Below are 12775 nucleotides of genomic sequence, written 5' to 3' on the forward strand. Positions count from 1 at the left end.
TTATGCTAGAAATCTTCGCTTACGGGATCAGTGTTATGTATAGCCCTGGTCCAATTAACCTACTTGGTCTTCACAGTGGTCTTCAAGGCAAAGCCAAAACTCATTTAGGATTCTATATTGGTGTGGCATCTGCAATGCTGGTTCTGTTTATCTCACTCGCTTTTCTTGGGTCAAAAGTGATAGATAAATCTGTCCTGCCCTACATTAGCACTCTTGGTTGTAGCTATATTCTGTATATAGCCTGGAAAGTGTTCCGAGCGAATGTGAACATCAAAACGGAAAGCAATAGTAAAAGTGATTTGAAGTATCGTGACGGATTGATCATGCACCTGCTCAACCCAAAAGCACTTATTGCGACGTTACCTATTTCTACTATTCAGTTTCCGGCAGCAGGCATTACGGGCAGTCAGATTATTGTATGGTCTCTCGTTTTATCCATTGTCGCTTTCGGAGCGCCTGCAAGCTATGCATTGGCAGGATCGATTCTGGGCAAGAAGATAGAGAACCCGGTTTATTTTAAAACCTTCAATATCTTGATGTCCGTGATGCTGGTTTATGTCGCACTTAGCATTGGATACGAACATATCTATCAGGCTTGGGTATAGATATTCCACCTAAATTTCCGGGCAAGTTGCTCGAGTTTCGCTGTTTCCTGATTTGATTCTTGCCTGAGCCATTCCACAAGCTCGTCAACAATCGGGGACTGAGTTCGTTGATGATAGTAATACTTCCAGGGGCTGGGATATATCCCAGCCTTTTCGGGGCAGACTAAGAACCCACGCTCCAGCCCCGGCAGTACTAGAAGTAAATCGGTCACCGTGGCTCCTTGCCCTGACAAACAAGCACTGAGTGCCAAATCAAGGGTAAAAAAAGTGGTGTTTCTTACGCGGCTTTTTGTCGGGTAATCAATGGCCTGCAGCCATGACTTCCAGTCAGCATGATCCAGAGTCGGGTGCAGGCGAGGCATTTTCAATACGGCATCTAAGTCCATCTCGTCTTTCAGTAAGCTCTTAGCGCATACAGGCGCCATATATTCTTCGCGCAGAAACAACGCTTCTCCTTCCCGATTGAGCTGCTTGTGATGTTGAGATGTGAATATAAACAAGTCGTAGTCATCACTTGTGTTTTCTTCCACGGTAGGAATAACAACGATCTCATAGTCCGAATACCGCTCGCTCAGCTTCTGGATTTTCGGTATTAGAGAGCGTGTGGCATAGCTTAAACCCGCTTTAATAACGATTCGACTCGCTTCTGGCTCTTGCCAGGATGAGACTAATGATTCAACCGCCTGATAATTACTACTTAACACGGAAAACAGTGCCTGCCCTTTTTCTGTCAACTCGATCGACCGATGTTTTCTGGTTATCAGAGATGCACTGAGCTCATCTTCGAGCTGTTTAACTTGTCGACTCACTGCGCTTTGCGTCACGTGCAGCTCATCCGCAGCTCGAGTGAAGCTCATCAGTCTTGCTACTGACTCAAAGGCTTTCAGGCTATTGTTTGAATAGGGCAAATGCGGATATGGCGTCATAGTTGCTCTGTGTTTTGCATGATCTGAAGTAATGTGAGAATGGCATAAATGTTAATTGAGCACCAGAGGTTAAAGGTTTATCTTTGCCATAATTCACTGAGGGTAATATGAAAAAGATTTTATCGTTGGCATTTCCATTAATTATTTCGCAGCTTATCGCGATGGCTCTGGTACTTACTGATATCTGGATGATGTCCAGATTAAGTATTGCTGACCTTGCGGCAGGCGGTCTGGGCGCATCTGTCTACTCCTTTGTCTTTCTTGTCGCAGGCAGCATTGTTGGTTGTGTTGCTAACCTGATTGCCGTGGCTTATGGGCAGAGCTTATCTCGACCCGATTTTGGTATGCAGCAAATTCGTTATGCGGTCAAAGGCGCGGTCATGCTTACCGTACTGCTTACTGCGATATTAACTCTCAGTTTTGTGTTTGCCCCAGAGTTGCTAAAAGTGGCAAAGCAGTCTGACGATGTTATTGCCATTGCGATGAGTTATCTCGATGCACTTAAATGGGCAATGCTTCCAACGCTTCTGCTGCTCGTACTTCGCGGATTGACCAGCACTTTTGGTGATGCTCGCTCTGTGATGATTATGTCGATAGCAACCGTAGTATTGAATGTTCCTGTTAGCTACTTTCTTGCTTTCCAGCTCGGTTGGGGTATATCCGGCATAGGTGCAGGCACGGCAATTGCCGCATTCTTCATGCTTGTTGCTTATGGTTGGTGGGTATTCCGTCAACCAAAATACTATCGATTTGCACCCTGGCTAAATAGAGAAGAGTATTCTTTAAAGTTGATGAACCCGCTGTTTGCTATGGGGGTTCCTATTGCGATTGCAGGTATTCTGGAGCACGGGCTTATTTATGGTGGAACTCTGATGGCGGGTATGATCGGTGTCGCATCGCTGGCACTCCATCAGATTCTGCTGCAGTGCCTAAGCTTTACCTGGAACATCAATTTTGGTTTTTCTCAGGCTTCTGCAATTTTGGTAGGTAAGGATTTTGGTGCAGACGATTACGAAGGCATCAAGCGTACATCTAAGAACAGTTTTATTCTGGTGACCGTTTTGAGTGCGGTTATGGCGGCAGTATTTATGCTATGGCCGGACGCAATTGCCAACCTATTCCAGTTGGATGCAGACGGTCAAACAGAGCTGACTTCGTTACTGTCCTCAATGATCTGGATCGTAGCCTTGTGCTTTGCTGTTGATGCCTGGCAGTTACTAGCAATCAACTTGCTTCGTGGTATGAAGATCGTGATCGGTCCAACGGTGATAACTGCTATCGGCTACTGGGTGTTCGGTTTGCCTGCAGCATGGCTATTAATGCAGTCTTACGGTTTGGCGGGTATTTGGGGTGGTATTGGAGTCGGATTAGCCGCGACAGGCATTTTCCTTCTCATACAGCTCGTCTTTGCAATCAACCCCAGAAGTAACGAAGACAAACAGCTCGCAGTCTAGTTTGTTACTCATCAGATATAAAAAGAGCTGGACCATGCCAGCTCTTTTCGCATTCGGTTGAACTTACTTCTTAAGCAGGAAGTTAACCAACTCGATGTACTCGTCAATTGAGCTGATGTTGCCGTCAGGAGTTAGCAAGTACTTGTTATTCACAATAACACTTGGAACGCCTCGCAGACCTGCATCTTTAAACCCTTTGTCAAAACGACGCTGCATAGATTCAACGGCAAAACCATTAAATGCCGCATCAAATTTAGCACCATCGATACCGTGATCTACGAAAATCTGACGTAGTTCAGCATCGTTTTTTGGTGGCTGCTTCAGTTCCTGAACCTGACGGAACATTACCGGGATCATTTTATCTTCAACTTTTAGAGCAACCATTGCTGCGTATGCTTTTGACATGGAAGTACCCATGCCGCCACCCATGAATGAAGGGTGTGCTTTCTGGAACTTAGCACCTTCAATAAGCTTGCTCTTTAACTGAATCATTACAGGTTCAAACTGGTAGCAGTGTGGGCAGTAGAAGGAGAAATATTCTGTAACCGTCGGTTTTGCTGTTCTTTGAGTATCTAGCTCTTGATAGTGCTTACCTTCTTCAAACTGTGCAGCGTTCACTGCAAAGCTAAATAAAACAGATGAAACAAGTGCAAAAATCTTTTTCATTATGGATTCTCTTTATGATCTTTATTTATATCTTCTTTGTGCCAGTCGCTTAGCTCTGGCATATAACATGCGGTAATGGGCAATGCCCCAATAAATGAAAAGAGGTTAAACAATCGGTGGGCGGAAGATCTTTTCAGCGAAGCTTCGTGTCTTCCTCATCTGTTCGTTTTGTATAAGGAGCAGAGAAGACTCTTGATTCGATGCGATTTCAATAACAGAAGTAGCTGGAAATAGTGTCGTTACATTAATCGATGGGCAGCAACTGTGTGATGCTTTTGTATCGGCCCCCGATACAACCAACGCATTCTCCCACGCAAGATTAGTATGAACCTGCAGTTCGTCATGTTGCTGACAATCAAGAGCCGGAGCCTCCATTTTCAGCATAGCTTCGGTACCATCTTTGTAATTGGCATAAACAAAGTTGTTTGAAGAAGCGATGCCAAAGACCGAAGTCAGCAGCGCGACTAAAAGCAAATTACAAATCAATACTGTACGACGAAAGTAGCTCATCAATTCACACGTAAGAAATCCATTTCCGAATCATAACTGATTAAGACCGTATTGTGTCAAATTTAATTTCTACCTGTTATCCCAATCAGAAATTGAGGTTCAGAGCACCTGCCCAGATTTTATTTACAAAAGTTTAACGACACCCAAGCAAAGACCAGAAAATAAAGATAAACTAGACACTTACTCAACTTATACGCTGCTCAGTTCTCTACCGGATAATGATAATGGCCATCGACCTGTCTAAATATAAATGCTTCATCTTCGATATGGACGGAACACTGATTGATACTATGCCCGCAAACCTTGCCGCGTGGGAAAAGACTGCAAATCAATTTGATTTTCCGTTTGATGCAGATTGGACTTATCAGCTAAGCGGTCAACCTAGCGCAAAAATGGCGATGCAAATGATTGAGCGCTACCAGTTAGAACTGGATCCTTATGATATCGCCAGAGAAAAAATGGCGCATTACCTTGGACTCGAAAGCCACGGTGATTTAATTGAATCCACCTACTCTCTACTAGTTCAATATCAAGGGCAAAAAGCAATGGCCATTGGTACCGGAAGCCAGCGAAAAAGTGCCATGCTGTTGCTTGAAAGCAAGGGGGTTGTCGACCTCTTCGATGCAATAGTCACGTCAACGGATGTCGAAAACTATAAACCCGCACCAGATACCTTTTTACTTGGAGCGGAAAGAACTGGAGTTAGCCCAGAAGAGTGTGTTGTTTTCGAAGATACTGAGTTAGGCAAGCAAGCGGCACATGCCGCCAGAATGGATTGCATCATGGTAGAGAACGACACCCTTATTTTTTATCCATGCCCAGGAAAAGAAAACGAGAAATGATTGAGCTAGGGACACGAGAATATCGATCAGTAAGCTTAACCATGGCATTTGGTTCGTTTGTTATTTTCTGTAATCTCTACTTGTTCCAGCCCATTCTTCCCACTCTATCAAAAGAACTCGACATTTCCGCGACACAGGTTAACTGGATCTTCGCAGCCACCACTTTTACCTTGTCCATGTTTCTTGTTCCATGGGCGCTGGTATCCGAATCTATCGGTAGAAAGCAAGTGATGTTACTGGGTCTGTTTGTCCCTCCTTTTATTAACTTCTTGATGCTGCTCTACCCTAGCTTTAACGCCATGGTTGTCGCCAGAGCCGCAATGGGTGTTTCGCTGGCTGCCTTTGCTTCGGTCGCTGTTGCTTATATGGCAGAAGAGATGACACCACAAGCTTTGGCACAATCAGTTGGCAGCTATATCGCGGCGAACTCTCTGGGAGGCATCACAGGAAGAGTTGTTGGTGGTGTACTTGCAGACTGGTTCGATTGGCAAACCGCCGTTTTGGTTATCGGTATTTTTTCTCTGGTGGGCGCATTTATCGTTCTGCGCAATCTACCTTCGCAGAAGTATTTTAAACCTCAGAAAGGACTGTTTTTTGTTCACAACCGAGGTTTAGTTCAACATGTTCGAGATAAACAGGTGTGGTTTGCCATGATAATTGGTGGGCTGAACTTTGCTTTGTTTGTTAACCTATTTTCTGTAATTGGGTTTAGGCTTTCCGAGCCTCCCTACTCTCTGCCATCCAGTTTAACCTCCCTGGTTTTTCTCTGTTATCTCTCTGGAACCATAAGCTCTGGGTTTAGCGGAAAGTGGACATTAAAATTTAACCCCATCAGCGGTATCGCGTTTGGCAGTCTGGTCTTGATGGCCGGAATGTACATAGCATGGTTTGAAAGCATTGCTATGATGATCATCGGACTGCTTCTTATTAGCACTGGTGGATTCTTTACTCATGCATTGGCTTACAGTTGGGTAAGTCAGAAAGCCAAATCGGCAAAGGCAACCGCTACCGCGTTGTATCTGGTTCACTACTATATTGGTGGCAGTTTTGGTGGTTTTCTGCTTATCTACTGCTGGCAAAAAGGTGCATGGCCTCTCGTGCTACTTGGCGGCACAATTCTTAGCCTCGGAATATTATGGTTGAGCTATCGCTTGAGAAGTAAAAGCACTAATTAATAAAATCATCTGCAATTTTTTTTCTTCTACCCCGTTCTATATAGCCAAGATAATAAAAAAGTGCTCAGCATACGGGGGAGAAATGAAATCCATATTTAAAGGGCTTGTTGCCGTTGCCTTAACTGTTCCTGTCTTTTTCTTACTATTCAGCGCAGAAAAGACATCTCAGGTTTCTGCAAAAACATCATACTCAGGAAAAACTGAGGTTGCGACGCTTGCCGGTGGTTGCTTTTGGTGTACAGAATCTGACTTCGAAAAGCTCGACGGTGTTATTGATGTTGTTTCTGGATACTCTGGTGGCAAGTTAGAAAACCCGACTTACAAGCAAGTTTCATCCGGGAAGTCCGGTCATATCGAAGTGATTAAAGTCAGTTATGACCCAGAAGTCATCGACTATGAGGGCATTCTCGATCACCTGTTGCGTCATATGGACCCAACCGATAACAAAGGTTCCTTTGTTGATCGAGGACCACAATACCGCCCGGCTGTTTTCTATCATAATCTGGAACAGAAAGAGATCGCAGAACGCTTCTTAAAAGAAGTCGACGAAGCCAAAATATTTAAAAAACCATTGGCAACAGAGATCATTGAATTCAAGAAGTTCTATCCTGCAGAAGATTACCATCAGGATTACTACAAGAGAAACAGCATCCGTTACAGCTACTACCGCCACGCTTCTGGTCGTGACGCATTCCTGGATAAGGTATTTGGTAAAGACAGAGAAGAAAATCCGGTAACACTTCGTCAGTTGATTGACCAGAAGAATCAATCATCCTCTGTGAAGGAGTATGTAAAGCCGTCTGCTGACGAGATAAAGAAGATGCTGACACCACTTCAGTACAAAGTGACACAGCATGAAGGAACAGAAAGGCCGTTTAACAATGAATACTGGGATAATAAAGAAGAAGGTATCTACGTTGATATTGTAACAGGTGAACCACTGTTTTCTTCGACCGATAAGTATCGTTCTGGAACTGGTTGGCCTAGCTTTACCAAGCCAATTAACCCAGGATATATCACGACGAAAACGGACTATCTTCTTGTATACCCAAGAACAGAAGTCAGAAGTCGATTTGCTGACTCCCACTTAGGGCATGTGTTTAAAGACGGTCCGGCTCCAACAGGGTTACGTTACTGCATGAACTCAGCAGCCATGCGCTTCATCCCTTATAACAAGATGGAAGAGCAAGGCTACGCTGAGTACCTATACCTTTTCGAGAGTTAATTCTCTTACAGAGCAGCGACCAGAGATTGGACTTCTTGTTCAATCTCTTTGTTTCTGAAAGTGCCCGTTTCTAAATCAAAGTTGTCATAAAAGCTAGGCACGGAAACCGCTCCTTTCACATCTGCAGCAAAATAAGGTGCAGACTGCTGAGCTTGAGCAAGTACATTAGCCGCACCACCTGGGCCCGGAGACGTTGCCAACAAAATCATAGGTTTGTTCTGAAATACCTTCTGGTCGATTCTTGACGTCCAGTCAAACAAGTTTTTATATGCCGCAGTATATGAACCGTTATGTTCAGCAAAAGAGATAACTATCGCGTCCGCTTCTCCTAGTTTGTTGTAAAACGCTTTTGCCAGTTCCGGTTGTCCTAACTCTTTCTCTTTGTCTTCACTAAACAGTGGGATTTCATATTCATTAATATCAAGTAGCTCTACATTCGCACCCTCAATTTGAGTGGCTGCAAAGTAAGCTAAACGCTGGTTAATTGAATTTTTGCTGCTGCTTGCTGCGAATGCTAATACGTTCATGATGATTCCCCTCGATTGATTCTGTTTATCACTCATTTGTTTTGTTGAGATAACTATAGATCTTTAATTTAAAGGAATTAATAATGCATATGTAAAAGGATTATTTCCATTTGACTATCAATCCAAGAGGATGACCATGAAATCAAACCTGTTAGACGGTGTGGCTGTGTTTGTAGAAGTAGTGAACAGCGGAAGTTTTACTAACGCAGCACATAAGTTAGGTCACTCCACATCTCATATCAGTAAAGAGATCAACAAACTCGAAGAAAGAGTCGGAGTCAGACTACTGCAGCGTACAACACGGACGCTACGCCTGACACCTGAAGGTGAGATTTACTATCAGAAATGCAGCCAGATAATTGATGACGTTATTGAAGCAGAAGATGCGGTCAGTGGTAAACAAGGAAAACCGAAAGGCTTGCTTCGAATTAGCTGCCCTGTTGCATTTGGGATCTCCAGAATTGAGCCACTTCTTTCCGAATACCTAAGCCTGTTTCCGGACATCGAACTCGATATTGATCTTAGTGACCGAAAAGCAGATCTTATTGCCGATGGTTTTGATGTTGTCATTCGGGCAACACCTCAGCTGGAAGACTCTACACTAGTCAGCCGAAAACTATTGGATTCCTCAGTACTAACGCTCGCTTCACCATCATACCTGTCTAAACATGGTGTCCCTCAACAGCCTGAAGATTTAGAGCGACATAAGGTTATCAATTACAGCAACCTTAAGAATCCTAATATCTGGACATTTTTCAGCGAGAATAAGGAGCCATTACACATACGGGTTAATGGTCAAACCAAGTGCAATAACTCCAAGATGATCCTGGCGCTAGCCGTGGCCGGGCAAGGCATCGTCCGCATGCCAGAATTTAATGTCGGAGACGAAGTCAGCACTGGAAAACTTCAGGTTATTCTTGAGCATTTCGAACAATCACCTGTCGGGGTCTTTATGGTATACCCAAGCCGTAAGCATATGTCTTCCAAGGTGCGAAGTTTTATCGACTTCTTTGTCGACCGACTAAATGACTAGATTCCATGAACCTTATTCCGTGAGTTTGGCTCCGGGTCTTTCAATACCTTCAGAATCATCTGGGTTATAAAGTTGACAGGTCTCCAATGACAAGCAACCACATTTGATACAGCCTCCCAACTGGCTTTGCATCAACTTCAAGCTATGAATTTTGGCTTCAAGTTTATCGTGCCAATCTGCTGCCAGTTGCTCCCACTCTCCTCGGTTTGGTGCTTTATCTTTTGGTAATGCCCCTAAAGCATCTGAAATTTCGCTCAGCGTTAAGCCAACATTCTGTGCAGCTTTAATTACAGCAATACGCCTTAGCACCTGTCTATTATAACGCCTTTGATTTCCCTGATTTCGATGGCTGCTAATCAATCCTTTTGTTTCGTAAAAGTGCAATGTGGGAACACTCACCCCTGCCCTTTTCGCTACCTGCCCGACACTCATTTCCATATCAAATAAAATCCTAATTCACGCTTGACCTCAAGTTAACTTTAGGAATTAAAGTTAAAGCCGTCCAGTAAAAATACAAGGAGGTTAAATGTTTATTGCTATCTATGAGTTTGAAATCAAACCCGGAACAGAGTCGGTATTTAGAAAGGCTTGGCTGGAAGTCACCAAAGAGATCTATCTCAATTGCGGAAGCCTAGGATCTCGACTTCATACCACCGAGACAACAAACACCTTTATTGGATACGCTCAATGGCCAGACAAGAAAACTTGGGAGTCTGCCCCTCAGGTTGAATCTTCAAACTACAAAGCTAATCGAAAAATCATGAAAAATTGCCTGGTCAGCTCACGTACGATTCATCAACTTGAAGTACTGAGTGACTACCTACAAAAGACAGAACTCAATAAATCAGAAACGCAGGGGGCTTTATGAGAACTTACATTGAACACGCCAACATTTCTGTAGTGGATGCACAGCACACTATAAAACTGCTTTTAACAGCAGCGCCAGACTGGTCAATCCGGGGAGAAGGAAAGATGGATAACTGGTTTGGCAGACAAATCCGTTGGTACCACATCGGAGACGAAAATTCTTACATTAATATTCAAGATGCGGGTGAAGGTCTAGCGAAAAACTGGAAAGAGCATTGGACCGGTGTAAAGCATATCGGCATCGTGGTTGAAGATTTACAAGCGGTGATTGAACGCCTTACGAAAGCGGGGTACGAACTTGACCACATGGGAGGAGAACATCCGTACCGAAGAAGTGCCTACTATATAGATAAGCACAATCTTCAGTTTGAGTTTGTGGAGTACCTGACTGACCAACCAGAACAGAGAAACGATTACTCTCTATAACGGTTGGGTATGCGGCCTGCGCCCAATTAACTATTGCAAGACGGCACCTCTGATATGCGGTGCCTATTTTGGCTCCTGTTTTCTAAGTGAGACTTAAGGTTAGGATACGCTTCTAATGCTGACGGGTTCTTCGCCAGAATATCCAGTAAAATCTGAATGTCAGTTAATATATCACCAAGCTCTGCTCTCGCTTTCAAATCCATCATTTATTACCTCGATTTAGCCCATAACCTTAAACGAACATAATTAATCTTCATTCAAGTTATGGTGGTTAATTAATTGATACCGAGATAATGACAGGGAGTTTATTTGTAAGGTACTCAACAGTTGATGGAAATAGTTAGAAATAAATTTTGGTGACTTCCATATAGATCAAATTGAAGTGAACCAAACACGTAATGCGTAGGCTACCCAGAGGTAGCCTACAGAAAGAGAGCATACTCGATGCTATTCGAAACGTTTATAGTCGACAGCTAATTTTCTCTATCTCCTCTTTCCACTGCCTCTGTAAGTTCGGCTTTTGATGCTTGGGTTTCCGATGTAAATCATCTTCTAGCAGTGACTCTAGTTCTATCAAACGTTCCAAAAGTCGCTCCTCATCTGACATTATCGACCCTGCCGAAGGCGAACTTTGTTTTACTTCAGGAACTCGGTCATGTACTGAAAGTAGCGGTTGATCAATAAGTTGCTCATATACGTCTTCAGCGGATAAATACTCCGTCAGCTTCCCATTGTGAATTAACCAGAACCGATTACAGCTTCGCTCAATCAAGCTACGATCGTGACTAACCAAAACAGTCGCACCTTCAAACTCATTAAGTGTCTCAACAAGCTCCTCTTTTCCTTCCATATCTAAGTGGTTAGTCGGCTCGTCAAGAAACAGCAGGTGATACCTCGCAAGCGTAAGTCCGATAAACAGTAATCGGGCCCTCTCTCCACCACTCAGTGAAGCCACTTTTTGATCGTGCCTGATGTACTGAAAGCCAGCGCTGATTAACGCTCGTTTGCTTTGCTCGTCGCTAATTGAAGCAAAATGGCATAACGCATCTGTCAGTGTGTCGGAGTCATTCAGTTGCTCTAGTGACTGATCGTAGTATCCCAGGCGACATCGATCATGGAAGGTTACTGAACCATTAGCTCTATCAATGCAGCTAGCTTCTTCAATCTGTTTTTGCAGATACAGCCAATGTAAGCGGTTTAATAATGTTGACTTACCACAGCCATTACTGCCTAAAACAGCGATGCGGTCGCCACTTTTAATACGCATTTCTGGCATATCAAATAGTGCTTGATGACTTTGTGGCGGTTTGACCACAAAAGGGATCGTTTCCACTAGTCTGTTTGCAGGTAATGCCTCTCCCTTGAGCTTCAAACTCCAGGGGACACCTTCACTCAGCTCTGTCTGCTCCTCTTCAAGTCGCTCTTTTCTGGCAAACATGGTTTTCGCTTTTCGAGCCAGATCTTCGTTATCGTAAACCTTACCCCACACCGCTAATCGCTTAGCGCTTTTCTCTATACGATCTATCTCTTTCTGTTCGCTAAAGTGACGCGCTCTGTCTTGCTCATCTTTGTCTTTGAGAGCTTCTCTTGCCTGAGAGCAAGGCAGCGAAAAATGATGAAGTGACTGGTCACGCATAACCCATGTTGTGTTGGTGACTGAGTCAAGCAGAGTTTGATCATGGGAAACTAATACAAATGAGCCCTTCCACTTCATTAAGAACTTCTCCAGCCACATAAGTGAAGGAAGATCCAAGTGGTTACTGGGTTCGTCGAGTAAAAGCAAATCAGGTTCGTTGATGATAGCTCTGGCTAATAGCAATCGCATCTGCTGACCACCACTACAGTTCAGCACGGGCATCGTCCAATCGGCTTCAGAAAAGCCTAACTCCGACAACAGCAATTCCGCTCGCCAATCTTCGCCTTCGTCAAGAGAGTCAGACAACGAGTCCAACACCGTCATTGAATGAAGTTCATGTGGAATGTGCTGTTCTACATAGCTCATCAGGCATTGCTTCGCTTTAGAGATATGTCCTTCACTTGGTGCGAATTGTCCGTCTAGTAGTTTAAGCAGTGAACTCTTACCACAGCCATTGTGTCCAATAAGACCGATCTTATCGCCACGATTAACCGTGATATTTAGCTCTTTGAAAAGCGCGTTAGAGGTGTAAGAAAGTGTAAGGGATTGTGCAGTTAAAAAAGTACTCATAATTATCTCAAGAATTTTGGGTGCAAAGCACCGTTGTCAGGGTTGACAATAATTCTTCGAGCTTGAGGGAAAGTACTCGAGTGACGTTTTTCGTCGAAAGGTAATTATTCGCTCAAGTCGAGATTATCGCAACGCGATATCAATAACTCTTGAGCGGGCCTTAATGCCAAATAAACGTGGGTTGATCGAACACCACAAAGACATAATTTCCTCCTTAGATTATCTATGAAAATATATTAATTTTCGGTTATTCGGTGTAAAGCATTCTAACTTTGAACAAAACAAAGTAAAGCGAATAAACTTCAAAATGATT

Annotated in this window: 15 protein-coding genes; 8 read left to right on the forward strand and 7 right to left on the reverse strand. The window is 43.7% G+C overall.

Going from position 1 to position 12775, the window contains the following annotated elements; all coding sequences use genetic code 11:
* Positions 1 to 2: 2 nt before the first annotated feature.
* Complete coding sequence (locus SNR28_RS06570; protein ID WP_375748410.1) at positions 3 to 605, forward strand: LysE family translocator; 603 nt, start codon at positions 3 to 5, stop codon at positions 603 to 605.
* On the opposite strand, the gene SNR28_RS06575 is transcribed toward SNR28_RS06570, so the two are convergent.
* Positions 590 to 1531: a LysR family transcriptional regulator gene (locus tag SNR28_RS06575; protein ID WP_375748411.1), complete on the reverse strand. Its 942-nt coding sequence runs from the start codon at positions 1529 to 1531 to the stop codon at positions 590 to 592. The two genes, SNR28_RS06570 and SNR28_RS06575, sit on opposite strands and share 16 nt — an antisense overlap.
* Before the next feature lie 107 nt (positions 1532 to 1638).
* On the opposite strand from SNR28_RS06575, the gene SNR28_RS06580 reads away from it, so the two are divergent.
* Positions 1639 to 2985, forward strand: a complete 1347-nt coding sequence (locus SNR28_RS06580; RefSeq protein WP_375748412.1) for an MATE family efflux transporter — start codon at positions 1639 to 1641, stop codon at positions 2983 to 2985.
* A 63-nt stretch (positions 2986 to 3048) separates the two neighbouring features.
* Here SNR28_RS06580 and SNR28_RS06585 read toward each other — a convergent pair whose 3' ends face one another.
* Both SNR28_RS06585 and SNR28_RS06590 read right to left on the reverse strand, forming a co-directional pair.
* Positions 3049 to 3651: a DsbA family protein gene (locus SNR28_RS06585; protein WP_375748413.1), complete on the reverse strand. Its 603-nt coding sequence runs from the start codon at positions 3649 to 3651 to the stop codon at positions 3049 to 3051.
* Between the two features lie 105 nt (positions 3652 to 3756).
* Positions 3757 to 4161 carry a hypothetical protein gene (locus SNR28_RS06590; RefSeq protein ID WP_375748414.1) on the reverse strand — a complete coding sequence of 135 codons (405 nt, stop codon included), beginning with the start codon at positions 4159 to 4161 and terminating at the stop codon, positions 3757 to 3759.
* Between the two features lie 224 nt (positions 4162 to 4385).
* Between SNR28_RS06590 and SNR28_RS06595 the strand changes: the two genes are divergently transcribed.
* The 3 genes from SNR28_RS06595 (at position 4386) to msrB (ending at position 7403) form a co-directional block, all read left to right on the forward strand.
* The gene (locus SNR28_RS06595; protein ID WP_375748415.1) at positions 4386 to 5003 is read left to right on the forward strand and encodes an HAD family hydrolase; all 618 of its coding nucleotides are present in this window, start codon (positions 4386 to 4388) and stop codon (positions 5001 to 5003) included.
* Positions 5000 to 6178 carry an MFS transporter gene (locus SNR28_RS06600; RefSeq protein WP_375748416.1) on the forward strand — a complete coding sequence of 393 codons (1179 nt, stop codon included), beginning with the start codon at positions 5000 to 5002 and terminating at the stop codon, positions 6176 to 6178. The genes SNR28_RS06595 and SNR28_RS06600 overlap by 4 nt, the downstream gene beginning before the upstream one ends.
* 82 nt (positions 6179 to 6260) lie before the next feature.
* Positions 6261 to 7403 carry a peptide-methionine (R)-S-oxide reductase MsrB gene (msrB, locus tag SNR28_RS06605; RefSeq protein ID WP_375748417.1) on the forward strand — a complete coding sequence of 381 codons (1143 nt, stop codon included), beginning with the start codon at positions 6261 to 6263 and terminating at the stop codon, positions 7401 to 7403.
* A 5-nt stretch (positions 7404 to 7408) separates the two neighbouring features.
* Here msrB and SNR28_RS06610 read toward each other — a convergent pair whose 3' ends face one another.
* Positions 7409 to 7930, reverse strand: coding sequence for an NADPH-dependent FMN reductase (locus tag SNR28_RS06610; protein WP_375748418.1), 522 nt, complete (start codon positions 7928 to 7930; stop codon positions 7409 to 7411).
* Between the two features lie 136 nt (positions 7931 to 8066).
* Between SNR28_RS06610 and SNR28_RS06615 the strand changes: the two genes are divergently transcribed.
* Positions 8067 to 8963: a LysR family transcriptional regulator gene (locus tag SNR28_RS06615; protein ID WP_375748419.1), complete on the forward strand. Its 897-nt coding sequence runs from the start codon at positions 8067 to 8069 to the stop codon at positions 8961 to 8963.
* A gap of 12 nt (positions 8964 to 8975) precedes the next feature.
* Here SNR28_RS06615 and soxR read toward each other — a convergent pair whose 3' ends face one another.
* Entirely contained in the window at positions 8976 to 9401 is a 426-nt protein-coding gene (soxR, locus tag SNR28_RS06620) for a redox-sensitive transcriptional activator SoxR (protein ID WP_375748420.1), read from the reverse strand.
* An 88-nt stretch (positions 9402 to 9489) separates the two neighbouring features.
* Here soxR and SNR28_RS06625 point away from each other — a divergent pair, with 88 nt between their 5' ends.
* Complete coding sequence (locus tag SNR28_RS06625) at positions 9490 to 9831, forward strand: antibiotic biosynthesis monooxygenase family protein (protein WP_375748421.1); 342 nt, start codon at positions 9490 to 9492, stop codon at positions 9829 to 9831.
* Complete coding sequence (locus SNR28_RS06630) at positions 9828 to 10256, forward strand: VOC family protein (RefSeq protein ID WP_375748422.1); 429 nt, start codon at positions 9828 to 9830, stop codon at positions 10254 to 10256. The genes SNR28_RS06625 and SNR28_RS06630 overlap by 4 nt, the downstream gene beginning before the upstream one ends.
* A gap of 26 nt (positions 10257 to 10282) precedes the next feature.
* On the opposite strand, the gene SNR28_RS06635 is transcribed toward SNR28_RS06630, so the two are convergent.
* Both SNR28_RS06635 and SNR28_RS06640 read right to left on the reverse strand, forming a co-directional pair.
* The gene (locus SNR28_RS06635) at positions 10283 to 10462 is read right to left on the reverse strand and encodes a hypothetical protein (protein WP_375748423.1); all 180 of its coding nucleotides are present in this window, start codon (positions 10460 to 10462) and stop codon (positions 10283 to 10285) included.
* Positions 10463 to 10716: 254 nt separating this feature from the next.
* The gene (locus SNR28_RS06640) at positions 10717 to 12462 is read right to left on the reverse strand and encodes an ABC-F family ATP-binding cassette domain-containing protein (RefSeq protein ID WP_375748424.1); all 1746 of its coding nucleotides are present in this window, start codon (positions 12460 to 12462) and stop codon (positions 10717 to 10719) included.
* Between the last annotated feature and the right edge of the window lie 313 nt (positions 12463 to 12775).

It is taken from the genome of Vibrio iocasae, from assembly GCF_042245395.1.
Taxonomy (GTDB): Bacteria; Pseudomonadota; Gammaproteobacteria; order Enterobacterales; family Vibrionaceae; genus Vibrio; species Vibrio iocasae.

What these genes read in the sequence shown, in the direction of transcription:
- SNR28_RS06570 (WP_375748410.1), top strand. Translation starts at nt 3, where the DNA reads ATGCTAGAAATCTTCGCTTACGGGATCAGTGTTATGTATAGCCCTGGT.
- SNR28_RS06575 (WP_375748411.1), bottom strand. Translation starts at nt 1,531, where the DNA reads ATGACGCCATATCCGCATTTGCCCTATTCAAACAATAGCCTGAAAGCC.
- SNR28_RS06580 (WP_375748412.1), top strand. Translation starts at nt 1,639, where the DNA reads ATGAAAAAGATTTTATCGTTGGCATTTCCATTAATTATTTCGCAGCTT.
- SNR28_RS06585 (WP_375748413.1), bottom strand. Translation starts at nt 3,651, where the DNA reads ATGAAAAAGATTTTTGCACTTGTTTCATCTGTTTTATTTAGCTTTGCA.
- SNR28_RS06590 (WP_375748414.1), bottom strand. Translation starts at nt 4,161, where the DNA reads ATGAGCTACTTTCGTCGTACAGTATTGATTTGTAATTTGCTTTTAGTC.
- SNR28_RS06595 (WP_375748415.1), top strand. Translation starts at nt 4,386, where the DNA reads ATGGCCATCGACCTGTCTAAATATAAATGCTTCATCTTCGATATGGAC.
- SNR28_RS06600 (WP_375748416.1), top strand. Translation starts at nt 5,000, where the DNA reads ATGATTGAGCTAGGGACACGAGAATATCGATCAGTAAGCTTAACCATG.
- msrB (WP_375748417.1), top strand. Translation starts at nt 6,261, where the DNA reads ATGAAATCCATATTTAAAGGGCTTGTTGCCGTTGCCTTAACTGTTCCT.
- SNR28_RS06610 (WP_375748418.1), bottom strand. Translation starts at nt 7,930, where the DNA reads ATGAACGTATTAGCATTCGCAGCAAGCAGCAGCAAAAATTCAATTAAC.
- SNR28_RS06615 (WP_375748419.1), top strand. Translation starts at nt 8,067, where the DNA reads ATGAAATCAAACCTGTTAGACGGTGTGGCTGTGTTTGTAGAAGTAGTG.
- soxR (WP_375748420.1), bottom strand. Translation starts at nt 9,401, where the DNA reads ATGGAAATGAGTGTCGGGCAGGTAGCGAAAAGGGCAGGGGTGAGTGTT.
- SNR28_RS06625 (WP_375748421.1), top strand. Translation starts at nt 9,490, where the DNA reads ATGTTTATTGCTATCTATGAGTTTGAAATCAAACCCGGAACAGAGTCG.
- SNR28_RS06630 (WP_375748422.1), top strand. Translation starts at nt 9,828, where the DNA reads ATGAGAACTTACATTGAACACGCCAACATTTCTGTAGTGGATGCACAG.
- SNR28_RS06635 (WP_375748423.1), bottom strand. Translation starts at nt 10,462, where the DNA reads ATGATGGATTTGAAAGCGAGAGCAGAGCTTGGTGATATATTAACTGAC.
- SNR28_RS06640 (WP_375748424.1), bottom strand. Translation starts at nt 12,462, where the DNA reads ATGAGTACTTTTTTAACTGCACAATCCCTTACACTTTCTTACACCTCT.